We start from the raw sequence: 23,202 nt of genomic DNA, 5'->3' as shown, positions 1-23,202 counted from the left end.
CGCATGATCTATGAAAGCAACGAGCCTCTTTCCGATTCGGATCATCTCTTGAGCGTGCTTGCGATCAACGACGTCCCGTTCCGCGCGACCGTGCTTGTCGGCGGCGTCGAATTTCTGGCTGATCTTTCGGGCGCGCTGTTCTGGGAACGGGAACGCTTGCTGGTCGTCTCCGACCTGCATCTCGAAAAGGGCTCGAGTTTTGCCATGCGTGGCGTACTGCTGCCGCCTTACGATACGGTCGCGACGCTCGGTCGTCTCGCCGCGGTCGTCGCACGGTTCGATCCGCGTACGGTGATCGCGCTGGGCGACAGCTTTCATGATAGCCAAGCGCATGAACGCCTGTCCGCACCGGACCGCGAGGCGCTTTCGGCTATGCAGGCGCGCCGCGACTGGATCTGGATTTCGGGCAATCACGATCCGGCGTTGCCATCCGATCTCGGGGGCGTTGTCGCCGAAGAAGTTGCGATGGGTGAGATCGTATTCCGCCATGAGCCGACCGGCGCTTTCGGCGAAATCGCAGGTCATCTGCATCCCAAGGCGCGGGTTTCGACGCGGGGTCGTTCGATAGAGCGGCGTTGTTTCGCCAGCGATGGCGCGCGCATGGTGATGCCGGCGTTTGGCGCCTATGCGGGAGGCTTGAGCATCCGAGACAGAGCGTTCGCCAAAATCTTCTCGGCCGATTTCACCGCGCACGTGCTCGGCTATGCCCACATGCATGCGATCGCGGCCTCGCGCTGCTGTTGAAAGCCGCCGCGGCTCATTTCACTCGGACAATGCCGCGCGGCGCTCGTTCGCCGTCGGCGGCGTCAGACGGACGGGGAACCGGAACCGGCCGGTCCGTGTTGTCAACGCGGTCGGAGCTAAGACACACATTCAAGAGCGACAACGCGCGGATAACATGGAAAGTGGACGCCGGAACGAGCCACCTATGAAAGGTGCGCCTTTACGGCCGTTTCGTGATGTCTTCAAAACGCTCGGGCCGGGCCTTATCACCGGGGCCGCGGACGATGATCCGTCCGGCATCGGCACCTACAGCCAGACGGGTGCGCAGCTCGGCTACGGAGCAAGCTGGACGATGCTGCTGACGTTTCCCCTGATGGCAGCGATTCAGGAGATTTCCGCGCGGGTTGGTTGCGTCACCGGGCACGGCATCGCTGGCAACGTCTGCCGCCACTATCCCGCAAGCCTGCTGAACGGCATCGTCTCGCTGCTGTTTATCGCTAACACCATCAACGTTGCCGCCGACCTTGGCGCCATGGCGGATGCGTCCAGGCTGCTGTTCGGCGGTCCAGCCTTTGCCTACGTGCTGCTGTTCGGCATCACCTCGGTCGTGGCGCAGATCTTTCTTGATTACGCGCGCTATGTCGCTGTTCTGAAGTGGCTGACACTGAGCCTGTTCGCCTATGTCGCCGCGCTCGCGGTCGCGCATGTCTCCTGGGGTGAGGCGGTTGCGGGATTGCTGATTCCGCGCGTCGAGTTCAGCGCGCCGTTTCTCACCACCATCGTGGCCATTCTCGGCACGACGATTTCGCCGTATCTGTTCTTCTGGCAGGCCTCGCAGGAAGCGGAAGACCAGCGTGTCGATGCCCGAAAACGACCCCTGATCCAAAGGCATCACGGCGCGCAAAAGGAATTCCACCGCATCCGCGCCGATACCATCGTCGGGATGGCCTTCTCCAGCTTGATCGCGATCGCGATCATTCTCACCGCCGCCGCGACTTTCCATGCCACCGGCAAGACCGACATCCAGACATCGGCCCAGGCCGCAGAAGCCTTGCGGCCGATTGCGGGCCGGTTCGCGGAAGTGATTTTCGCGCTCGGCATTGTCGGCACCGGGTTGCTGGCGATTCCGGTGCTGGCGGGTTCGGCGGCCTATGCCGTTGGCGAGGGGCGACGATGGCCGGTCGGGCTGGCGCGCAAGCCAAAGGAGGCTGCTGCGTTCTACGCGGTGCTGGCGTTGTCGGCGGCGATCGGAATTGTCCTCAATTTCACTCCCATAGACCCCATCCAGGCGCTCTACTGGAGCGCGGTTATCAACGGTGTGCTTGCGGTGCCCGTGATGGTGCTGCTGATGTTGGTGGCGCGGCACCACGAGATCATGGGCAACTTTAGGGTAGGGGGGCCGCTGTATTGGCTCGGTTGGCTCGCCACCGCCATAATGGCGTTCGGTGTAGTGGCGATGGCGATCGCATGGGCGCTATAGGGATATGACTCCAAGACCCTCAATCTCTGCGGAAAACGATCGATGCCATCCAGCCGGCCATCAACGCCATAAGCGCCGTCGCCACGCCGTAAACCAGGCCGTGTTGTTTGGCGGCGGTGGCCACGAACTGCTCGAAACCGACCTTGACGATTTCGAACGCCGTATCGGTCTTTGCGATCAGCGTGCCACCGGCAAGCAGCTTGATTCCGATGGTGTAGGTGCCAATCGGCACCTCTGCCGGGAGCGGGATGCCGGTACGAAACAGGGTCGGGGTCAGGAAAGTCACGGCCGAGGTGTTCTCGCGGTACAGCCCTTGTTCGCTTCGCAGCCTTATGAAGGCGCGCCGGAACGGATCGCTCGGTAGCACGTCGGCGTAGTCGGGACCGACGCGCTGCGTCAGCAGCACGTTGTTCAGTCCGAGTCGCTGCTGGCGCAGGATGTCCGGCGCGGCGATCTTGTCCAGCGGCCGGTCGGCGAACACCGCAAGATAGGCCGGAACCTGGAGGAATTGCCGGGAACTGGCGTTCACCCAGATGCCGAACCACCGCTCCTTGCGGCGCGTGATCATGTCTGCGGGAGGGCCGCTGACAGTTACGACGAGATTGTAGCCGGCGGACGGAAGCGGCGCACCGCCGTCACGCTCGATCGAGCCGAACAGCACCAGTTCCTCGCCGGAATAGTTCGGCGTGACGGTGACGCGATGGTTCGATACGGAGACGATAAGGTGCTCGGCGCGCGCATCGTCCGCGCCGAGCATGACCCATAGCAACAGCGCAAGTCCGGCCGACCATGTTGCGCGCATCCTCATATGCCGCCCGTCGCTTCGCGGACGGCGTAGAGATCAGTAGGTCGGATACCCAGTTCGATCGCGAAGCGAACACCGACCGCCAGAATCAACAGCCCGAGCAGTAACCGAAGGTGTTCGCCCCGGATGCGCTGGCCGGCGCGTGCGCCGAATTGTGCGCCGGTCACACCGCCGGTCATCAGGATCAATGCCAGCACAGCGTCGACGAGATGGTTGGTGGCGGCGTGCAGCACCGTGGCGAACGTCATGGTGATGAGTGTGAGCATCATGGAGGTGCCGATCACAGTCGACGTCGGTACGCGCAGCAGGTAGATCAGCAGCGGCACCAGAATGAAGCCTCCGCCGATGCCCATGATCGCACCGATGAAGCCGATCAAGAGGCCGATGACGATCACCGGAATGGCCGAAAGGTAAATCTTGGAGCGCTTGAACCGGATTTTCAGCGGCAGGCCGTGGACCCAGCCATGGCCGCCCGAGCGGCGCAGCGGAAGGGTCCCTCCTTTGCGGGCCCGAAGCATGGCGCGTAGCCCTTCCCAGGACATCGCCGCGCCGACGCCGGACAGCAGCACAACGTAGGAGAGTGCGATCAAAAGATCGAGTTGTCCTAGCGAGCGCAGACGCGTGAAGGTCCAGACCCCGAATATGGTTCCGACAATGCCGCCGCTCAGCAGCACCAGCGCGAGCATCGGATCAACAGCCCGCTTGCGCCAGTAGGACAGCGCTCCGGAGAAAGATGAGGCCGCGATGTGGCTTGTGACCGTTGCAACGGCAACCGCCGGGGCGATGCCGACAAAGATCAGCAGCGGTGTCATCAGGAAGCCTCCCCCGATGCCGAACATCCCCGATACGAACCCCACAGCTGCCCCCATCGCCAGGATGAGGAACACGTTGACCGGAATATCGGCGATCGGGAGATAAAGCTGCACGCGCGTTGTCTTCGGATTTGGCTGCTGGCTGGCCGGCGCCTTTCGCAGCTTGGACCTTCAGTCGCGGCACGGCCGCGAGCCGCACCCCTGCATAGCCGAAATCATCGGCGGCCGGGGTTAAAGAATTGATGACGGCCGGGCCTGCTGCTCCGCCGTTACACCCGAAGTTGATGAATCTGGATTAACGCGCGATATTCCGCGCTATCGTCGGATTCGCAGTCGCGGACTTGCGCGGCGCGGCTTTGGCGTGGGGCTTTGCGGTCGCGCTGTCCCATCCGCCGGTAGGACTTGGAACGTTGACGGCATCGTTGGGCTGAGGCGTGGGCGCGAACGTTTGAACCGCCAGCTTGGCCGCAGCGAGCGACTGCGGATCGAGTCGCTTGGCGACCTCGTCGCGCTTGCGACCTGAATCCACGTCGCCTTGTGCGGCGGCGAGGCTGAACCACTTGTACGATTTCGCGAGATTCTGTTCGACGCCAATGCCACGGGCATAAAGAATACCGAGATTGAATTGGCTGTCGGCTATTCCCCGCTCGGCCGCCTTGTGAAACCATTGCGCCGCGCTCGTGTAGTTGGCGCCCTTGCCGCCGCCATCGGCATCGAGCACGGCGAGGTTATGCATCGCCTTGGCGTTGCCTCGGTCGGCCGCCTGCATATAATAACGCCGCGCCGTATCGACGTCCTTACTCGCGCCGAGCCCCTTTTCGTGCAGGGTGCCGAGCCTAAACATGGCAGGCACGATGCCGGCATGCGCCGCGCGTTCGTACCACTTCGCGGCCTCGTCGTAATTGATCGTGACGCCTTTGCCTTCGGCATAGCGAACGCCGACTTCGAATGCGGCCGCGGCGTCACCATGGAGCGCGGCGGTGCGCAGCGTAGCGCCGCCGATGCTCTCGGGGAGTGATTCGGAAGGCGGAGTTGCAGCCGGTTCGAGCGTGTGTGCGTCCGGGACCGTACCGGTGACGTCGTCGGCGGATGTGGACTCCGGCTGGCTCGCAGGCGCCGCATCTGACGGGTCTGCGGTCGGAGCCGCACTGTCGCCGGCCGACGGTGCAATCATCGAGTGGCGGTCGATCGGCGTGGGCGCGATCATCGACGGCGATGGCGGAGTTTCAGTGCCGGGTCCGGCGTCGGCGTCGGCTGACGGCTTCGTCACGGGAGCAGCTGGGCTGCTCTTGCTGAGGGTCTCGCGCGGAGAGCTGTCGAGCAGTGTTATCGCGAACTTGAAACTGCTGAGAACGATGACCACCACGCTCGCTCCGACGAGCAGCGAGCGGATATTGGAGGTGATGCCGGATCCGCCTGTGGCAGGACGGGCTGGTTCGATGGCGATCTTGGTTCGGCCAGCCTTGTCGGGCGACGGCGCCGTGGCGGCTGCTGCCTGAGCGGCGCGGCGCGCGGCGGCAATGAAATTTGTTGAACCCGATTGTTCTAGCGCGGCGGCAATGTCGTCGATTACGCTTTTGGAGGCTGCGATGCGCTCTGACGACGAAGCTGCGGGTTCTGTCGTACGGGTGCCGGGCTCCAGCGGGTGATCAGGTGGCAGATCCGGATCAATCGCGGGGCGCGGTTGCGGCGGCCGCGTGGTTGCGGATTGCGGAACTCGCGCGGGATCGAAAGTGTCTCTCGGAATCAGGACTTCACCCACCGTGCGCGGCGGGATCGGCGCCGCTGTTGCGGTGACGGCCGGAGCGGACTGTGTGGCCATCTGCGACAACACGGGGTTCGGCAATTCGGGCTTGGGCGGCAGACCTGTTGTCGTCTGTTTCGGCATCCCGTCGTGGGACGGCTCGGCCCGGACGGGCTGGGCGCGAACCGCGCGAAGGTCGCTTTCGATCATCGCCAGCCGGTCAACGACATGCTCGAGCGTGTTGTGAACGGCCTCGAGCGAGTCCTGGGTATGACGGTCGCTTTCCGATTGGCAGAAGCGCATCTCGGACAGTTCGCGCTTGATCGCCTCGACGACCTCGCTGTCCATGGTCGGGCCGGCGCTTCGTGGACCGTTCTCGGCCAGCGCCGCCAGACCGGCCTGCTGCCGTTCCAGATATTGCAGAATGTCCTGCAAACCTTCCTCGACGCGACCAAGATTGGGTCCTGAATGTTCGCCGGCGGCCTCCAGGCGTTCGAGCAGCAATGAGACCCGCTGTTCGAGGTGCGCCAGCGCCGAGGACGAGTCGTGGCCGGCCGGCAGCCGGTCGAGACGCTCGGACAGCGCCCGCACCGCCTCCTCAAGTTGTTCGGAACTGCTGCCCGAGGCCGGGCTTTCGCGGTTTTCGAGGGTCTCCGTCAGTGCGGCCACGCGCTGTTCGAGCGCGGAGAAAGAATCACCGTGGCTCTTAGATCGGCCGAGCTGATCGACTTTAGACGACAGCATGTTGAGTTCGTCGCTGAGCCGCACCAACGCGTCATTGGAGGCAACGTTGGAAACGATGCCGCGAAGCGCGCCGATTGCGTTCTCGAGCTGCTGCATCGCTCCGGTATCGCCGCGCACGATCGTATCGATCTTGCTGCCGAGATTGCGAATCGCGTCGTCAAATCCTGCGAGCTGTTCCGCCGGTTTCAGCGATCGCAGCGCGTCGTAGATTTCATTGAGGGAGCGTTCGATATTCGACAGCGCCTGACCATCGCTGCCGTTCTGACGGACCTCGTCGATGCGCCGCGAAAGTAAACGAATCTCGTTTTCGATCGGCTCGATGGCACGACGCGGCATAGCTTCGGTAATGACATGACGGAGACCGGCCAGCTCGATGCGGAATGCGGCGATCGACTGCTCGATCCCGTCCGGGCGTTGCAACGATTCGATCTGGCTCGTGATTTTGAACAGTTGCCGTTCGAGGCCGGAGAAATCCGCCGCCGGTCGCGGTGTTCTCATCGCTGAGGCTGCAGGTGCTGAGCTGTAAGAGGACGACGCGCGTGAAGTCTCATCGAGTTCGTGCTGGCGCGCGATGACTTCCGCTATCGCAACTTCGAGCGTGACAGGCTCCGGTGATGGCGATCGATTATAAACCTCGGCTACGCCTCGATCGGCCCTGTAGGCGTGTTGCTGCGTATTCTCTGTGGGTGTCTGGACGGCGACTCGGGCGAGCCGAGCATCGAGCCGCGAAATGGCATCGTTGAGCTGGCGGGCGACCGCGGGTTCGCCGTTTGCGGCCGGGCTCGACAACTGATCGATCTGGCGCGTGATGGAATCCAGCCGCTGATGAATGTCCGCCATGTCGCGGTCATCCTGGCTCGAGACTACCGGCTGCGTTGGATCCGGTATGAAACCGCCAGCGTCGGGGCTGAGCCCGTCGTCGCGGGATACGCCGGCGGACCGCGCGGCAGCGTCCGCACCCTCGCGATCGGATGGTTCGATTCCGTCGTCGCTCGACGATCCACGCGAATTCATGCTTTCGTCCAGTGTCGACCGCGCAAGATGCGCCCTCACGTTCCCAGAGCCTGTCTGGAATAAGACAATTCCAAACCGGCGCGGGTCCCGCCCTCGAGGCTCAACCTTTTCGTGTTACGGTAAACAAGGAGTTAAAGACTTGGGCGCTGCTCGCCAAAACTGTCATTTTGAGACTGTGACGTGCAGGATCAACACCTTAAGCGTGCATAGTTTTTATTTATACAACTTAAGATTGCTGTGTTTCGGTTCTACCGTGCGACCGGGTTTTCGTGATGGTGCTCTGATTATTTCCAAGCATTCCGGAGCCGTCAGGTCATTTAAGCCGAGCCGATTCGTAAGCAAGCTCTACCTTTTGCATCGCAAACGAATAGTCAGCGACCACGAGCTTGGTCCGTCAGAATTCTGGCGGTGGTCGAGCGGCAAGTCGGCTCCAAACTCTCGGTTGACGCCGCAATGCTTTGCGGGCTGCTTGACCGGCCCGGTTGTTCCTGCAATGAGGCTCAGGCGCTTGCAGTGAGAGACGGTGCGTCCGCGCGATGATGTCTCTTTCATCTTTCGCGATTGCGGGCCACGGCTCGATACTCTTCTAAACCGACACCGCGTGCGCTCGATCGCAACGCCCCGCATCGGGATCTTTCATGGCGCGTGACCAGATCGATATGACGCCGCTGCAATCGCGCGACGAACTCGTGGCTTGGCTGGAGGCAGGCGCGAAGCCTTCGTCCGAATTCCGCATCGGCACCGAGCACGAGAAAACTCCGTTCACGCTTCAGGGCCACGACCCGGTGCCTTACGAAGGGTCGCGCGGCATCGGCGCCTTGCTCGAAGGTATGCAACTGCTGCTCGGCTGGGAGCCGATCATGGAGCAGGGCAACATCATCGGTCTTTATGACGTCACCGGGGGTGGTGCGATTTCACTGGAGCCGGGAGGACAGTTCGAACTGTCGGGTGCGCCGGTCGAGACAGTGCATCAGACCCAATCCGAGCTTGCAGCGCATCTGGCGCAGGTCAAGGAGATCGCGACGCCGCTCGGTATTGGATTCCTCGGCCTCGGCATGACGCCTTCTTGGTCGCTGGCGCAGATTCCGATGATGCCAAAGGGCCGCTATAGGATCATGCGCGACTACATGCCGAAGGTCGGCCGCTACGGCCTCGACATGATGTTTCGAACCTGCACGGTGCAGACCAATCTCGACTTCTCGTCCGAAAGCGACATGGTCAAGAAGCTGCGGGTGTCGGTGGCGTTGCAGCCGGTTGCGACCGCGCTGTTCGCAAATTCTCCGTTCACCGAAGGCAAACCGAATGGCTTCCTGTCGTATCGTTCGGAAATCTGGCGCGACACAGACAACGCTCGCGCCGGAATGATCCCCTGGGCGTTCGAGGACGGCATGGGTTTCGAACGCTGGGTCGACTACGCGCTCGACGTTCCCATGTATTTTGTCAAGCGCGGCGAAAATTATATCGACGTATCCGGCTCCTCGTTTCGTGATTTTTTTGACGGCAGGAATAAGGCCATCCCCGGCGAGCGGCCGACCCTTTCGGACTGGGCCAATCATCTGTCGACAATTTTCCCGGAGGTACGGCTCAAGCGGTATCTGGAAATGCGCGGCGCCGACGGCGTGCCTTGGACGCGTCTGCCGGCGCTTTCGGCGTTTTGGGTCGGGTTGCTCTATGACGACGCCAGTCTCGATGCCGCGTGGGACATCGCGAAGCGCTGGAATGCACAGGAACGGCAGGCGTGGCGCGATGACGTCTCGCGCTTGGGGTTCAAGGCTCGGATCAAGAATCACTATCTGTTCGAAATTGCCAAGGAGTGCCTTATGCTGGCGCATGGAGGCCTGCGCCGGCGCGGCCGTATTGACCATTTCGGTCGCGATGAGTCGCGGCATCTGGAGCCGCTCGATCAAATTCTGGATTCGGGCCGCTCTCCGGCAGAGGAGATGCTGGAGAAGTTCAACGGCGCGTGGGCTGGGTCCGTGGAACCCGCCTATAGCGAATACGCTTTTTAGAGGAGCCTTGGGTCGCGTCGCGAACAGGCGGCGGAACGGGCGACAAATACAAATCCGTTCCGTTTGCTTTGCGGGTGTGGGAGATTCGATTCTGCCGAATCGAGGGATCATTGGGTCAGCGGGTTGTTTCGCGGCAATTGTTCATCCGACGTACATCGAGGTCGCGATTTAATGAATCCCATCCGCGCACGTCCTTGTTCGGGATACGTCGTTTTGCGGCAGGTGATGAAAGTCTATGCATTCAAGGTCGGCCTGACGCTGCTGGCAGGGCTGTTGTCGATCTCCGTTCCGGCGACGCGTCCGGCCTATGCCCAGACGAATTTCGATCGGCCGGGCGCTGACTATCTGCGGGCGCCGCTGCGCTCGGGCGATCCGGCCGATTGCGGCTTGGCATGCGAACGCGACCGCCACTGCCGAGCCTGGAGTTTCAGCTATCCCACCGAACGGTCGGAAACCGCGGTGTGCTGGCTCAAGAATGCCGTACCGCCGCGGATCGCGAACCGGTGTTGCGTGTCCGGCGTTCGCGGCGCGGGCGTGATCGAGCGACGGATCGGCCCGGTGGAGACCTCCACCGATCGCTCGGGCGGCGACTATCGCAATTTCGAAGTCAAGAAAGACGATAGAGCCGACGCCGATCAGATTTGCAGGCATGCCTGCGATACCGATAGCAAGTGCCGGGCCTGGACCTATGCGCGGCCGGGATACGCCGGCAAAGCCGCGCGATGCTTCCTGAAAAAGGAAATCAAACCGCCGCATCGTAGACCCGGATTCACGTCCGGTGTCGTGCGATAGCTCGCGCAATCGCTATCCGTGCTGGGCCGGGACGCGCCTTTTGAGATGCCGCAGATTCACACGTCCACATTGGCGCTGAGCGAGTTGTCCTGGATGAACTCGCGGCGCGGTTCAACCACATCGCCCATCAGCTTGGTGAAGATGTCGTCGGCCTCGTCGACCTCCTTGATCTTCACCTGCAGCAGGGTACGCTCGCCGGTGTCGAGCGTGGTTTCCCAGAGCTGGTCCGGGTTCATCTCGCCGAGGCCTTTGTAGCGTTGCAGCGCCACGCCCTTGCGCCCTGAGTCGGTCACCGCCTCGAACAGACTGACCGGACCATGGATTGCGGTTTCCGTATCCTTTCGGCGCAAGAGGCCGGGCCGCGGATAGGCGTCCTGCAGCTTCGCGGCGTATTCATCCAGCTTGCGCGCATCGGCCGAGCCAAGCAGCGCGTCGTCAATGATGGCGACGTCCTTGACGCCGCGCACGGTGCGCTCGAAGAAAAAGCCCTGACCTTCCGCAAAGCGGCCGATCCACCCGCGTTCGACTTCGTCGGCGAGCGCGTCCAGCCGCTTCGCGATGTAATCGGCGGCGGCGTTGGCAGTGGCCAGATTTTCGGTGATCCTCGGATTCATCACGCCGGCGATCGCCGCCTGCTCGATCACCTCGCGGTTGTAACGGCTATGCAGATTCTGCAGCACGTTCCGGATCACGCGGGCGTCCTCCACCAGCGCCAGCAGATCGCGTCCGCCGCGGTTTTCGCCGGTGGCGAGCTTGAACACGCAGTCGTCGAGGCCGGTCTCGATCAGATAGTCCTCCAGCGCCCGCTCGTCCTTCAGGTATTGCTCGGACTTGCCGCGGGTCACCTTGTAGAGCGGCGGCTGTGCGATATAGAGATGGCCGGCCTCGATCAGCGCCGGCATCTGGCGGAAGAAGAAGGTCAACAGCAGCGTGCGAATATGCGCGCCGTCGACGTCGGCGTCGGTCATCACGATGATCTTGTGATAGCGCAGCTTCGCGAGATCGAAATCCTCGCGGCCGATGCCGGTGCCGAGCGCGGTGATCAGCGTGCCGATCTGCTCCGACGACAGCATCTTGTCGAAGCGCGCGCGTTCGACGTTCAGGATCTTGCCGCGCAACGGCAGGACGGCCTGGAATTCGCGGTTGCGTCCCTGCTTGGCGCTGCCGCCGGCCGAGTCGCCCTCGACGATGAACAGTTCCGACTTCGCCGGGTCGCGTTCCTGGCAGTCGGCGAGCTTGCCGGGGAGCGAGGCGACGTCGAGCGCACCCTTACGCCGTGTCAGTTCGCGCGCCTTCCGCGCGGCCTCGCGGGCGGCAGCGGCCTCGACAACCTTGCCGACAATGAGCTTCGCCTCGGTGGGATGTTCCTCGAACCAGGCGGCGAGCGCCTCATTGATGACGTTCTCGACCACGGGCCGTACTTCCGACGACACCAGTTTGTCCTTGGTCTGCGACGAGAATTTCGGGTCCGGCACTTTCACCGAAAGCACCGCGGTGAGGCCCTCGCGGCAGTCGTCGCCGGTCAGCGCGATTCTCTCCTTCTTGGCCATGGCTTCGGCATAGCCGTTGACCTGCCGCGTCAGCGCGCCGCGGAATCCGGCCAGATGGGTGCCGCCGTCGCGCTGCGGAATGTTATTGGTGAAGCACAGAACATTCTCGTGGTAGCTGTCGTTCCACCACAACGCCGCCTCGACATTGATCCCGTTCATGTCGGCGCGGATCATGATCGGATCCGGTACCATCGCTTTCTTGTTGCGGTCGAGATATTTGACAAACTCGGTGACGCCCCCGTCGTACATCATCTGCTCGCGCTTCTCGACGGCGTGACGCATGTCCGAGAGCAGGATGTTGACGCCCGAGTTCAGAAACGCGAGTTCGCGCAGACGATGCTCCAGCGTGGCGAAATCATATTCGACGCTGGTGAAAGTCTCGGTCGACGCGAGAAAGGTGACTTCGGTGCCGCGCTTGCCGCCGGCGTCGCCGACGACTTTCAACGGCGCCAGCGCATCGCCATGGGCGAATTCGATCAAGTGTTCCTTGTCCTTGCGCCAGATGCGCAGGATCAGCTTGCTGGAGAGCGCGTTGACCACAGAGACGCCGACGCCGTGCAACCCACCGGAGACCTTGTAGGAATTCTGATCGAATTTTCCGCCGGCGTGCAGTTGCGTCATGATGACTTCAGCCGCGGAAACGCCTTCACCCTTGTGAATGTCGACGGGAATGCCGCGACCGTCGTCGCGTACGGTCACCGAATTGTCGGCGTTGAGGATGACCTCGACGGCGGTGGCATGTCCTCCCAGCGCTTCGTCGATGGCGTTGTCGACTACTTCATAGACCATATGGTGCAGACCGGAGCCGTCATCGGTATCGCCGATATACATGCCCGGCCGCTTGCGCACGGCGTCGAGGCCCTTGAGAACCCTGATCGATTCCGCGCCATATTCGATTGGCGTGACAGATTCGGTATCGGCAATTTGCTGCCGGGCAGGTTCAATCATGAAAGGCCTTCAGAGGGTGTCCCGAGATATATGCGGTACATGCGGCTGAGAAGTCTATTTCTGGCATGAAAGCGGCACCGCGCCTAGCGCAAAGTGACCCGCTTCAAGTTATTGAATAGATGTGATTTTTATCCGGTTTTTCAAGGACGGGAAAAGGCGATTCGCGGGGCCCTTAAAACGGCGATTCGCGACTCTGAAAACAGCCGCTAGGCCGCATTCCGATTGCGGCGGATAACAATCCGCTCAACCGCATCCGGAGCGGATCCGATACATCGAACTGATGGTCGCCGAGGAGCAAGTCAGTTGGCTGGTTTGAACCTCGGCGTAGACATGCGCTTTACATCAGTAAGCCTGCAGCGCCAGCACATCGCCATCGGGCCCGAGCATCAGGCCCCAGGCATCGTCGGCGCCGAACTCAATCTGACTCGACTTGGCGGGGCGTCCGGCCACCTTCGTTGCGTACTTGTATTTGCCGGGCGGCAAATCGAGCGCGGGATGCTGGCTTGATTGCGGGCCGCCTGCGCCTGCCGCCAGTTTGATGGTCTGCTTGTTGATGGTGATGGTGGCGTCCGATTGTCCCATGTTGCCCAGCATCAGCCTCGCCTGACCCGGCTTCGGCAGCACTTCGCCCTTGGCGGCGGCGGCCGGAATCTTCTGCGCGAGGTTGACGGTGGTCTCGGCGTTCTGGCGGCCGAGCTTCAACATGGCCGGGCCGTCGGGAGAGGTGAATGCCAGTTGGACGTGATCCGGTTGGGTGATCGCGCGGTCCGGCAACTCCTTCCATCCGCGTTTGCCCAGTTCCTCGCGATAGAAGGCAAGCACGGAAGCCAGATCGGCCGGAATACTGGCCTCGAGTTCCTGGCGGAACGGTGCATCGCTGCCCGGCAGCTTGCCCGTTGAGAGGGAACTCAAGGTATGTTCCTTCGGGACCGGCAACGCGGAATCCGGCTCAGCTTCGAGCGGTTTTGGGGCCGCTTTCGCAGCCGACTGATCATTGGTGGCATCGGCGTCGGCATTCGCCATCTCGAGACCCGAACCGTTCGCGCTGACATTGGTTTTCGGGCCCATCTGCATGACGGTGATCGAAATCTCCTTGCCGCCCTTGGAGAACTGCATCGCGGCCATGTTGGGATTGTTGATGACCGACGGCTGCGCCTTCCAGCCGAGCGGCTTCAGGGCGCTGCGATAAAAACCTGCAAGCGCTTTCACACTCGATTGTGATTCGAACTCGAGTTTGCCGTCCGAGCCATCGAACTCGACATTCTCCGCGCCTTCCGGCAGCGGGATTGGCGTGGCCTTGCCCGACTGCGCATGCAAGGGAGCATCCGACAGCTTCGCGGATTGTTGCGCGCGATGAGCACTGTCGGCTGCGATCAGCTCCGTCGCCATCGACATCGCGTCCTTCATGAAATCGTCGTCGGCCTGCTTTTTCGCGCGCGCCCGGGCGGCCAGTGCGGCCGGCGTCACCTGCATGACGAAGCTGACGAGGGTCAGATCATGTTTGTGGCCGAGCTTGAGCGTGCCCGTCTCTTCAGGGGAGGTGAAATTGAGCGACACCTCGTCCGGTGTGATGATCGCTCCCTTGGCCTCTTCCTTCCAGTTACGCGCGGACAGTTCGCGACGATAGAAGGCGAGCACGGCAGGCATCTCGGCGGTCACCGTGGCGTGCGCCTCCCGGTGATCCGACGTCACGTTGCCGGTGGTTCCGGCGTTTATGATACGGTCCGGCCGCGGCAGGCCGTCCATATCGGGACCCGCATGAAGATCCTGCGGCAGGGCAAATGGCGCGATCCTGATGTCGACAGCGGTTTTGTCGTCATCGAGTCGCCGTAACAACACCATGATCGGTAACTGCCTGTCACGATCGTCACGCCTGAAATGGGCGCGCGCACCATTGTCGATCTTGTCGTCGATTGCGGCATTCGGCCAGCGCGTCTTGGCGTCGTCGGCGGATAACGCCGTCCACCCGGTTGCGGTGAGTTCGCGATTGAAGAAATCAAGATTCGCGTCGGTGTTGCCGGGGGCTGTGCAGCTGAAGTAAGGCCTGCGCTCATCGTAGACGATATCCGTTGCTCCCGGTGGAAACGGAATGTCGGCGTAGATCCGGTTGGCGCTGTAATGGACCGCGGATCGGTCCGGGCGGCCGAGAGCCTGTGTGAAGGATACCGACAGGCCATGGACGCCCTTCTTGAACAGCAGACCGGTCGCCGTCTCCTCGAGTGGCCGCACATATTGCATCCAGCCAGTGTCGGTCATCAAAGTCTTCACCGACTGAACTGTGGAAGGCACCACGCCCTGCACCGTGTAGACCACGCGGTCGGGTTGCGAGTCCGTGGTTTCCTGCGCGTCCGGAAGGCGCGGCAACTGGTTGACCTCGACCATGCCGCTCTCCGCCATCGCTACTGACGCGCCGGCAATCCACGCCAGCCAGAATGCAGCCAGAACGTATCGACGTGCCGGCGCGTGAGGTCGGCATTTCGGTGCTGGCATGATTGATCTCTCCGGAAAACACCAAAAGGGGCGGGCGGCAAGTGCGCCGGTCAGGATGTCGTACAAAGCCTGGAGCATGGTCCCGAAAAATGAGAACCGATTTTCGGATAGGATCATCCCCGTTCAAAAGGACGAGCATGGAGTCTGATTCAACGCCGTTGAACAAACTCTAGTCGTGCAGGATGAACCTTTGGTTCAAAGCGATGCCGGTGCCCGGCGGGCGATCCGTCCCGAGTCGACGTCGAAAATCTCGCTGCCGGCGCCGACGTTGGCGAACGCGGCCGGGTCGGCTCCACTCATCCAGACCTGGGCGCCGAGACCTTTGAGTTCGCCGAACAGCGCGCTGCGGCGGTCAGGATCGAGGTGCGCCACCACCTCGTCGAGCAGCAGCAGCGGTGTGATCCCCGTCATCTCGGCCACGAGACCCGCATGGGCCAGCACGAGCCCGATCAAGAGCGCTTTCTGCTCGCCGGTGGAGGCGTCCTTCGCCGGCATGTTCTTGGGCGCATAGATCACTTCGAGGTCGGTGAGGTGCGGGCCATCGAGCGTGCGGCCGGCGGCGGCATCGCGGGCGCGGTTCGCGCGCAGGATCTCGCGGTAACGGTCTTCCACTGTCGTGGCCGGCGCGGTGAGCAGGGCGTTTTCCATCCAGCCGCCGATACCGATTCTTGCCGAAGGGAATGAGGAGGCTCCGCCGCGCGCCTCCAATGCGGCGGAAAGGCGAGTGACGGTTTGTGCGCGCATCGCTGCGACCGCAACGGCAAGCTCTGCGGTTTCACGTTCGACGGCGCTGCACCAGAGATCGTCGTAGTTGCGCATCTCGAGCAGGCGGTTGCGCGAGCGTAGACTGCGCTCCAGCGCCGCGACGCGGCCGGAATGATCGTTGTCGATCGCCAGCACCAGGCGGTCGAGGAAGCGTCGCCGTTCCGATGCCGCACCAGCGAACAAGCCGTCCATCGAAGGCGTCAGCCACACCATGCGCAGGTGGTCGCCGAAAGCGGCTGCCGATGCGACGGGCTCGCGATCGATCCGGTAGCGCCGGGCGCTTGGTGCGGCTTCATCATTCGGCGCGTCGATGCCGGTGCCGAGCGTCGCAAGACCGAGCGCGCCCTGCACCTCGGCCGACACCGCCCAGGAGCCGTCGTCCGTGTTGTCAGCGATGTCTTCGCGCGTGGCACGCCGCAATCCGCGTCCCGGCGACAGGAGCGATACGGCCTCAAGGCAATTGGTCTTGCCGGCGCCGTTTGGCCCGACCAGCACGACCATCTCGCTATGCGTCTCGAACGTCGCGGCGCGGTAGTTGCGGAAGCGGGTGAGGCTCAAACGGCGAATGCGGGAGGGGATCATGGGCAACGATTATCACATCCCCGGTCATCATCCGCGAAGGCACGATGATCCGGTCGTCCATAAGGTGCGATGCGGGCAATGGATGTCCAACGGAATACTGTATGCCCGCCTTCGTGGGCGTGACTTTGATGTTGGTTCGTTGTCGCCGGGTGCGGCTAAAGGGCCATCACACCCGCATCGGCATCAGCACGTAGAGCGCGCCCTTGGAATCCCTGTCCTGCACCAGCGTTGGTGACCCGGGGTCGGCGAGCTTTAGCACCGCAGCTTCGCCTTCGATTTGCGCGGCGATGTCCAGGAGATAGCGTGAATTGAATCCGATATCGAGTGCGTCGGAGGCGTATTCGACCTCGAGTTCCTCGGTGGCGCTGCCGGAATCGGGGTTGGTCACGGACAGAACCAGCTTGCCCGCTGATAACGCCAGCTTCACGGCGCGGCCGCGCTCACTGGAAATCGTCGAGACGCGATCGACCGCGGCCTCGAAGTCCTTTTTGTCGACGACCAGTTCCTTATCGTTGTTCTGCGGGATCACTCGGCCGTAGTCCGGGAAGGTGCCGTCGATCAGCTTGGAGGTCAGCACGACGTGGCCGATGGTGAAGCGGATCTTGCCCTGCGACAATTCGATCCCGATCTCGGCCTCGCTGTCCTCGATCAACCGCTGCACCTCGCCGACAGTCTTGCGCGGGATGATGACGCCGGGCATTCCCTCAGCACCCTTGGGCAGCGCGAGATCGAGTTGCGCCAGGCGGTGACCGTCGGTCGCAACGCCGCGCAGCGTCGCGCTCTTTGCGCTGCCCGCGCCGTGCAGGTAGATGCCGTTGAGATAGTAACGGGTCTCTTCGGTCGAGATCGCGAACTGGGTACGATCGATCAGCCGTTTCAGGTCCGCTGCAGCCAGCGAAAAGGCATGCGTCATGTCGCCAGCCGCGAGGTCCGGGAAATCGTTCTCCGGCAGCGTCTGCAGGGTGAAGCGAGAGCGTCCGGCGCGGATGGTTAAAACCGAGCGGTCGCCGTCGCCTTCCAGCACGATTTGCGAACCGTCGGGCAGCTTGCGGACGATGTCGTAGAACATGTGCGCCGGAACCGTGGTCGAGCCGCCGGTTCCGGTTTCCGCCACCAGCGTTTCCGTCACCTCCAGATCGAGATCGGTGGCCTTCAGCGACAATTTGGCGGTTTCGGCGCGAACCAGCACGTTTCCCAAGATCGGGATCGTATTCCGCCGTTCGACCACGCGATGCACGTGGCTAAGCGATTTCAGCAGTTGCGCGCGTTCGACGGTGACCTTCATTGCAAATCCGCCCGATCAAATTCCCGTCATGTGCTGAAAATGCCGCGGGACCGCGGCACGTAAACCCCGAGTTCAACGCCGATTTTGCTTAAATTCGGCGGGACCGCAAGGTGGCGCGGAAGCCCGTCCGGCGCAAGCCTGCGGCTCGCTCCGGTCTGGCCTTTTCCCGATATTTTGGCAGAAAGTTCGCGCCGCGCCTATTCCTGAAGCTGGCGTTTCAGCAATTCGACTTCGTCGGAGAGCGTCACGTCTTTCGACACCAGCGCCTCGATCTTGCGGACGGCGTGCAGCACGGTGGTATGATCTCGCCCCCCGAACCGGCGGCCGATCTCGGGCAGGGAACGCAGCGTCAGCGTTTTGGCGAGATACATTGCGACCTGCCGCGGCCGTACCACATTGGCGGTGCGGCGCGAAGACAGAAGGTCCGAGCGGCTGACATTGTACTGCCGCGCGACGACCCGCTGGATGTCCTCGATCTTGATGCGCCTCGGTTCTTGGGGACGGACCAGGTCACGGACCTCGCGCTCGGCCATTTCGAGAGTGACCGGCTGGGCGTTGAGCTTACTGTGCGCCAGAAGCCGGTTGATCGCCCCCTCGAGGTCGCGCCCGTTGTGCGTGATCGTTTTCGCCAGATAATCCAAAACCTGCTCAGGCACGTCGAAACTGGCGTGATGCGTGCGCGCAGCTTCAACGCGCGATCTCAAAATGCCAAGCCGAAGCTCCTCGCCGAGCGAACCCATTTCGACCACGAGCCCGCCGGCTAGCCGGGATCGTACGCGATCGTCGAGGCTTTCCAGGTCGGACGGCGGCCGGTCGGCTGCAATGACGACCTGGCGGCCCGCATCAATGAGCGCATTCAACGTGTGGCAGAATTCGGCCTGTGTCGATTTGCCTTGCAGGAACTGCAAGTCGTCGATGACGAGAACGTCGATGCCGCGGAGTGCTTCCTTGAAAGCAAGCGCAGTCTGCGTTTTGAGAGCGGCGACGAAGCCATACATGAACTTCTCCGCCGTCAGGTAGAGCACTCTGCGCTCGGTGCCCGCATTGCCCGCCCACGTGACGGCTTGCAGCAGATGGGTTTTGCCGAGACCGACGCCAGCGTGGATGTAAAGCGGATTGAACATCACGCTGTCGCCGCGCCGGCCTTCCGCCACCTGACGCGCCGCCGCATGGGCCAGCGTATTGGAGCGTCCGGTGACGAAACTTTGAAACGTCAGCCTCGGGTCGAGGGGCGAACCGCCGAGGGCGTCGTGGTTGGCGGACGCCGGCGCGGTCGCAACCGTTTTCAGCTCATTGCCGTTCCGGCCCTCACTGCGTTCGAGACGGTGCACATCGGTTGCGGGCGCTTCCCTGACCGGCGCGGCGCAGCGCATGGCCGAGCGCACGGTAAGATCGATCCGGTGAACGTCCGGCAGTTCGGCCTGCCAGCAGGCCAGCACACGCTCGGCGTAATGCGCCTGGATCCAGCTTTTCAGGAACCGCGTCGGCACCGACAGACGGACGCTCTCGGCATGGACGCTCTCCAGATCCATTCTCGCGAACCAGCTCGAATAGATGTCCTCTCCAACGGTCGAGCGCAATCGACCCTTCACACGCGACCAGCGCTCCTGTTCTGTGTCTGACATTTCTCGTGACGACTTTTCTGGTTTGATGATGTTCGGATGCGGCTGCTTCTCCGGAAGGCCACGCATTCGCTGTGATCCTTCGGAGCGCTTCGTTTCGGCCATGAACAATCGTTCGGCAAAGCACCGCGAGCGATTTAGATGGCTGAAAACGGAACGAAAGCGATGTCAGTAGCGGCTAGAGGGTCCGCCCGAAGATTGACTGAGCGCGCGCAAAAATGTCGTCGTGTTCGTGAAAACGTCCGTAAGATAATCCCATGAATGAAATCTGGTGGTGTTGTTTTTGTTTGACATAAACCCCCTCCTCGCTGCGACGGACCGAGCCGAGACATTTTCTCACATCAATTTCAAATTCAATCTGCGAAACCCGACGCCATATTGTCGGATCGCTACGCGCGCACTCTAACTCACTAAGTCAACTCGCCCGCTCCCCGTGGCGGAGATGCGGCATGGCCTAAGCGTATTCCCTCGCTGGCAAACGCTTGACGTAAACGTCTCAGTCGAGAAATTTCGGCACAGAACATCCGTTCTCATGTTGCTATGAGTTGCCATTCGCTATCACATGGAAAGCGTCACTAACGTGAATACCGCCGCCGATATGCACGTCCACCCAAGGCTCTCTTAAACAGCACTATCTGAAGAGCCGCGAGTGTCGCGAACGCTCAGAGAAATACACCACGCCTCAATTCTCGCAACGTCTTTCGCGTCGCGGCTGCGTCGCGCAAATCGAATGAGGACACAGGACCTGCTCCACCTCCAGCGCGTCCAATCAGCAACGGTTTGAATCTGCGCGCGGATTCGATCTCCTTCGTGAGGTGTTACAAATCCGCCGCGTTGTCTAAAATATTTTAAGAAAGGATGAAGCGGAGCGAAGCGCGAGGTCGTTTTGGAAGTGTTCTGTCACACTATGGAGATAAGTGATTAGCTCGGCGCATTTTTTTCTGGCTGTTTTTGCGGGTAACCCGCGTCAGCCGTGCGCTCATTTGGCTGTCTTTTGAACCCTTGCGAAGTTTCCGGTTATATCAGGATGGAAATATCGAAATGGGAGTCGTGCGAAAGCGTCGACTCTGAATGAGAGTAGGCCGCCGAACTCAACCGGATGGCTATTGTGATGGGTCCAATCGACCAGATCGTGGTGTTTGTCGTCGTACCTCGTATTCGCATCGTGGAAGGTGAGCGAATCGAATGGCCGTGGCAATGGATGCCTGATGTCGTCGCAAGGCGATGCGGCGTAACGTGTTGAAGTGTTCTTTCTCCACTTGATCTGGTGAATAAAAGATTCTGGCACGTCCGCGCAAAAAAAGGGCCTGGCGATTGGCCAGGCCCTTTGAGATATTCTGACGAATAACGTCTTCGATCAGTTCATTTTGCAAGCTTGGCGATTCGATGCGTCAGCCGGGAAACCTTGCGGCTCGCATTGTTCTTATGAATGATGTTTTGCTGGCCAGCCCGCATCAATTCCGGCTCTGCGCGCTTCATCGCCTGGACCGCGGCGTCGCGATCGCCCTTCGCGATTGCTTCCTCGACGATCCGGACCGAGCCGCGCATCAGGGTGCGCCGCGACCTGTTGATGGCGGTCCGGCGGGCAATCTTGCGTGTCGCTTTCTTGGCGGATGTCGTATTGGCCATGGTCTCGAAGTATCCTTCGGCAGTGCTCTCGCGAGAGGCCAGCCAGTGGCCGGTCATTCGATTGCGCGGATGAGCCTGAATGTGTTTTCCGGTGTTCTCGAAAATGCCGTCCTCAAAACTTGCGAGGGGCCTTTTTCAAAGAACAGCGGCGGCAGGATCACCCCACCGCCATCAGCGGTCTTATAGAGCCCCTGTTTTCGAGCGTCAACGCCTCCCGGCAGGTCCGGCGTCCGGGTGGGTGGGCAAAGAAGGGTCTTCGCAAGGACTCGAAAGAGACGCTGGCGAGGTTGAATTTCGTGCCTTTGAGGACTAAGGGGCGAGCTGCAACTGCGGACAAGGAGCTGGTACGGGCATGATCCGGGCGATTTTTCGTTTCATCGGGTTGCTGCTGCTGGCCGGCGGCTTCATTTTTCTGGTTTATGATGGCGCTCGGTCAATCGCCGACCAGACCCTGCGGTTGACCAAACTCGGCGAATTCTGGAACGATATTCATCAAGCCAGCCAGCAAGCGGTTCGTACTCAGATCGAAGCCTCGGCACCCTGGATGTGGGATCTCGTCAAGCTGGTTTTGAATCAGCCCGCTTTCGCAGTGCTCGGGGGTGTGGGCATTCTTCTGATGCTGCTGTTCCGGCCACGACCGCCCTTGATCGGCTACTCACGGGAATAATCGCCGGACATCGGTGCCAATCTCGCCACAAAGAAGAGGTTACCTTCTGTTAACCATAGCGGGTGCAGAACCGGGTGATCTCGTGACAAGGGACAGGCCCCGGTGCAGCTCTCGCGCGCGTTTCCAATATCTTTGGTTGCTGCGCTAACCGCGCTGGCGTTGTCGGGATGCATGCGGCAGCCGACGGCAATGGTCCGTCCGCATAACTCTCTCGATGCGCTGGCCTATGGAGGACGGATGGCGTTTGCGCCGCCGCCGGCCGCCCCTCGCCGTGGCCTATGGAACACGCCGGGTCTGTGGGAAACGCCAGCTATCGCCGCTACGCCCGTTGTCTACGCTGCCGCGCCGCCGCCGGTTGTGCACGATCCCGCCTACCGGCTCGATGCCGGCGACCGGCTGCGCATCGTGGTCTACGGCCAGGAGGGTCTCACCAACACCTATCTGGTCGGTGCCGGCGGCAGCATCACCATGCCGCTGATCGGCGCCGTCACCGCGCGCGGCCGCACGCCGGCTGAACTGTCCGCCGCCATCGCCGCGCGGCTGCGCAACGGCTACATCCGCCAGCCTTATGTCGCCGCCGAGGTCGAGGCCTACCGGCCGTTCTTCATTCTTGGCGAGGTGGCGGCTCCCGGCCAATATCCGTTCGTGCCGAATATGACGGTCGAAAGCGCCGTCGCCATCGCCGGCGGCTTTTCCCCCCGCGCCAGACGCGACCTCGTCATCGTCACCCACACCGATGCCCGCGGCGTCGTCCGCATCAGCGTCCCCCCCGCTACGCCGCTCAGCCCCGGCGACACCGTCCTCGTCGACGAACGCTGGTTCTGAGGCGCCGTTCTTACTCCTGAGATGTCCGGCGAAGAAGGCGAGGCGCGCACGCCGACCAGATCGATGGGCCGCGACATCTGACCTTACGGCGGCATGCAAGCCAATTGCTATTCCTCTCGACGATAGCCGCAGTTATCGCCACATCCAGTTATGGCCCCAATCGCCCTTCCAGCCCACGAGACGTCCTCTGCGGAACTGCAAATAGAGTCTATGCTTTTGGTTGAAGAAGCCGCTGGCGCTGAAGTTTCGGAGCGCTAGAAATACTTCGTCGCCGGGAGGGCCTTCAATGTAGTTCAGTGACCCGCCGAGTGCATATGCGGCAGTTATTTCATCCATACCGATAGCCAACGGGATGTTGTTTGAAAGCGTTGCCGTGAATGGCGGGGAAGATGTCGGCCCCACGACCGTCGGCTGCGCGTGTGCCGGAGCGGTCCAGGCGGTTAAAAATGCAACAAGGCATGTCGACCCGAAGACCCATCTCGACCCAAAGACCAATGTCCGCTGTTTCATGATGCCGCCTAGCTGGCACAAAAGAATGGAAATCATCAGAAATTCGCGACTCGCAACTCGCAAAAAGCTTTGATGCTGGATTCTAACACATTCGCGCTTTGTCTCCACGTGTGTTGGCAGGATCAGTGATCATTCTCACCGGTCCGTTGAATTTCCGGCGAGCAACTTACGCAGCGTTAACACTGCCCTTTAATCTTCGCGAATCT

At 61.7% G+C, this 23,202-nt stretch carries 16 protein-coding genes; 6 read left to right on the top strand and 10 right to left on the bottom strand.

The genetic code is table 11. The features are described from left to right. The first annotated feature begins 3 nt into the window (after positions 1-3). Positions 4-744, top strand: a complete 741-nt coding sequence (pdeM, locus tag GGQ85_RS10025; protein WP_309774363.1) for a ligase-associated DNA damage response endonuclease PdeM — start codon at positions 4-6, stop codon at positions 742-744. Between the two features lie 184 nt (positions 745-928). Beyond that, positions 929-2,203: an NRAMP family divalent metal transporter gene (locus GGQ85_RS10020; RefSeq protein ID WP_309774362.1), complete on the top strand. Its 1,275-nt coding sequence runs from the start codon at positions 929-931 to the stop codon at positions 2,201-2,203. A gap of 19 nt (positions 2,204-2,222) precedes the next feature. On the opposite strand, the gene GGQ85_RS10015 is transcribed toward GGQ85_RS10020, so the two are convergent. The 3 genes from GGQ85_RS10015 to GGQ85_RS10005 all read right to left on the bottom strand — a co-directional run bounded on the left by GGQ85_RS10015 (position 2,223) and on the right by GGQ85_RS10005 (position 7,322). Beyond that, positions 2,223-3,005, bottom strand: coding sequence for a TIGR02186 family protein (locus GGQ85_RS10015; protein ID WP_374708872.1), 783 nt, complete (start codon positions 3,003-3,005; stop codon positions 2,223-2,225). A gap of 2 nt (positions 3,006-3,007) precedes the next feature. Beyond that, positions 3,008-3,934 carry a sulfite exporter TauE/SafE family protein gene (locus tag GGQ85_RS10010; RefSeq protein ID WP_309774360.1) on the bottom strand — a complete coding sequence of 309 codons (927 nt, stop codon included), beginning with the start codon at positions 3,932-3,934 and terminating at the stop codon, positions 3,008-3,010. A gap of 181 nt (positions 3,935-4,115) precedes the next feature. Continuing rightward, positions 4,116-7,322 (bottom strand): hypothetical protein, encoded by a 3,207-nt coding sequence (locus GGQ85_RS10005; RefSeq protein ID WP_309774358.1) that lies wholly within the window; start codon positions 7,320-7,322, stop codon positions 4,116-4,118. Positions 7,323-7,960: 638 nt separating this feature from the next. Here GGQ85_RS10005 and GGQ85_RS09995 point away from each other — a divergent pair. Together GGQ85_RS09995 and GGQ85_RS09990 are read left to right on the top strand one after the other, a co-directional pair. Next, positions 7,961-9,331, top strand: a complete 1,371-nt coding sequence (locus GGQ85_RS09995) for a glutamate--cysteine ligase (RefSeq protein WP_309774357.1) — start codon at positions 7,961-7,963, stop codon at positions 9,329-9,331. Between the two features lie 225 nt (positions 9,332-9,556). After that, positions 9,557-10,123, top strand: a complete 567-nt coding sequence (locus tag GGQ85_RS09990) for a PAN domain-containing protein (protein ID WP_309774434.1) — start codon at positions 9,557-9,559, stop codon at positions 10,121-10,123. 56 nt (positions 10,124-10,179) lie between these two features. Here GGQ85_RS09990 and gyrB read toward each other — a convergent pair whose 3' ends face one another. From gyrB to rpsT, 6 genes are all read right to left on the bottom strand, one after another. Then, entirely contained in the window at positions 10,180-12,621 is a 2,442-nt protein-coding gene (gyrB, locus tag GGQ85_RS09985; RefSeq protein ID WP_309774356.1) for a DNA topoisomerase (ATP-hydrolyzing) subunit B, read from the bottom strand. Positions 12,622-12,963: 342 nt separating this feature from the next. After that, positions 12,964-15,111, bottom strand: a complete 2,148-nt coding sequence (locus tag GGQ85_RS09980; protein WP_309774354.1) for a hypothetical protein — start codon at positions 15,109-15,111, stop codon at positions 12,964-12,966. A 195-nt stretch (positions 15,112-15,306) separates the two neighbouring features. After that, positions 15,307-16,458 (bottom strand): DNA replication/repair protein RecF, encoded by a 1,152-nt coding sequence (gene recF / locus GGQ85_RS09975; protein WP_309774353.1) that lies wholly within the window; start codon positions 16,456-16,458, stop codon positions 15,307-15,309. Positions 16,459-16,624: 166 nt separating this feature from the next. Then, complete coding sequence (dnaN, locus tag GGQ85_RS09970; protein ID WP_309774352.1) at positions 16,625-17,743, bottom strand: DNA polymerase III subunit beta; 1,119 nt, start codon at positions 17,741-17,743, stop codon at positions 16,625-16,627. A 197-nt stretch (positions 17,744-17,940) separates the two neighbouring features. Then, positions 17,941-19,368, bottom strand: a complete 1,428-nt coding sequence (gene dnaA / locus GGQ85_RS09965) for a chromosomal replication initiator protein DnaA (protein WP_309774433.1) — start codon at positions 19,366-19,368, stop codon at positions 17,941-17,943. A 1,359-nt stretch (positions 19,369-20,727) separates the two neighbouring features. Next, positions 20,728-20,994, bottom strand: coding sequence for a 30S ribosomal protein S20 (gene rpsT / locus GGQ85_RS09960; RefSeq protein WP_079445307.1), 267 nt, complete (start codon positions 20,992-20,994; stop codon positions 20,728-20,730). A gap of 352 nt (positions 20,995-21,346) precedes the next feature. Here rpsT and GGQ85_RS09955 point away from each other — a divergent pair, with 352 nt between their 5' ends. Both GGQ85_RS09955 and GGQ85_RS09950 read left to right on the top strand, forming a co-directional pair. Further along, the gene (locus GGQ85_RS09955; protein ID WP_079445286.1) at positions 21,347-21,661 is read left to right on the top strand and encodes a hypothetical protein; all 315 of its coding nucleotides are present in this window, start codon (positions 21,347-21,349) and stop codon (positions 21,659-21,661) included. Positions 21,662-21,763: 102 nt separating this feature from the next. Next, positions 21,764-22,486 carry a polysaccharide biosynthesis/export family protein gene (locus GGQ85_RS09950; protein ID WP_309774351.1) on the top strand — a complete coding sequence of 241 codons (723 nt, stop codon included), beginning with the start codon at positions 21,764-21,766 and terminating at the stop codon, positions 22,484-22,486. A 132-nt stretch (positions 22,487-22,618) separates the two neighbouring features. Here GGQ85_RS09950 and GGQ85_RS09945 read toward each other — a convergent pair whose 3' ends face one another. Beyond that, a complete protein-coding gene (locus tag GGQ85_RS09945) occupies positions 22,619-23,032 on the bottom strand; it encodes a hypothetical protein (protein ID WP_309774350.1) in 414 nt (137 codons plus the stop codon). Positions 23,033-23,202 lie beyond the last annotated feature (170 nt).

Source organism: Nitrobacter vulgaris, assembly GCF_031453995.1.
Lineage (GTDB): Bacteria > Pseudomonadota > Alphaproteobacteria > Rhizobiales > Xanthobacteraceae > Nitrobacter > Nitrobacter vulgaris.
This window is presented reverse-complemented; position numbering and strand designations above follow the sequence as displayed.

Coding starts and splice junctions, on each gene's coding strand:
- dnaN (WP_309774352.1), bottom strand. CDS start 17,743: ATGAAGGTCACCGTCGAACGCGCGCAACTGCTGAAATCGCTTAGCCAC.
- rpsT (WP_079445307.1), bottom strand. CDS start 20,994: ATGGCCAATACGACATCCGCCAAGAAAGCGACACGCAAGATTGCCCGC.
- GGQ85_RS10020 (WP_309774362.1), top strand. CDS start 929: ATGAAAGGTGCGCCTTTACGGCCGTTTCGTGATGTCTTCAAAACGCTC.
- GGQ85_RS09955 (WP_079445286.1), top strand. CDS start 21,347: ATGATCCGGGCGATTTTTCGTTTCATCGGGTTGCTGCTGCTGGCCGGC.
- GGQ85_RS09945 (WP_309774350.1), bottom strand. CDS start 23,032: ATGATTTCCATTCTTTTGTGCCAGCTAGGCGGCATCATGAAACAGCGG.
- GGQ85_RS09990 (WP_309774434.1), top strand. CDS start 9,557: ATGAAAGTCTATGCATTCAAGGTCGGCCTGACGCTGCTGGCAGGGCTG.
- gyrB (WP_309774356.1), bottom strand. CDS start 12,621: ATGATTGAACCTGCCCGGCAGCAAATTGCCGATACCGAATCTGTCACG.
- GGQ85_RS09980 (WP_309774354.1), bottom strand. CDS start 15,111: ATGCCAGCACCGAAATGCCGACCTCACGCGCCGGCACGTCGATACGTT.
- GGQ85_RS10015 (WP_374708872.1), bottom strand. CDS start 3,005: ATGCGCGCAACATGGTCGGCCGGACTTGCGCTGTTGCTATGGGTCATG.
- pdeM (WP_309774363.1), top strand. CDS start 4: ATGATCTATGAAAGCAACGAGCCTCTTTCCGATTCGGATCATCTCTTG.
- dnaA (WP_309774433.1), bottom strand. CDS start 19,368: ATGTCAGACACAGAACAGGAGCGCTGGTCGCGTGTGAAGGGTCGATTG.
- GGQ85_RS10005 (WP_309774358.1), bottom strand. CDS start 7,322: ATGAATTCGCGTGGATCGTCGAGCGACGACGGAATCGAACCATCCGAT.
- recF (WP_309774353.1), bottom strand. CDS start 16,458: ATGATCCCCTCCCGCATTCGCCGTTTGAGCCTCACCCGCTTCCGCAAC.
- GGQ85_RS09995 (WP_309774357.1), top strand. CDS start 7,961: ATGGCGCGTGACCAGATCGATATGACGCCGCTGCAATCGCGCGACGAA.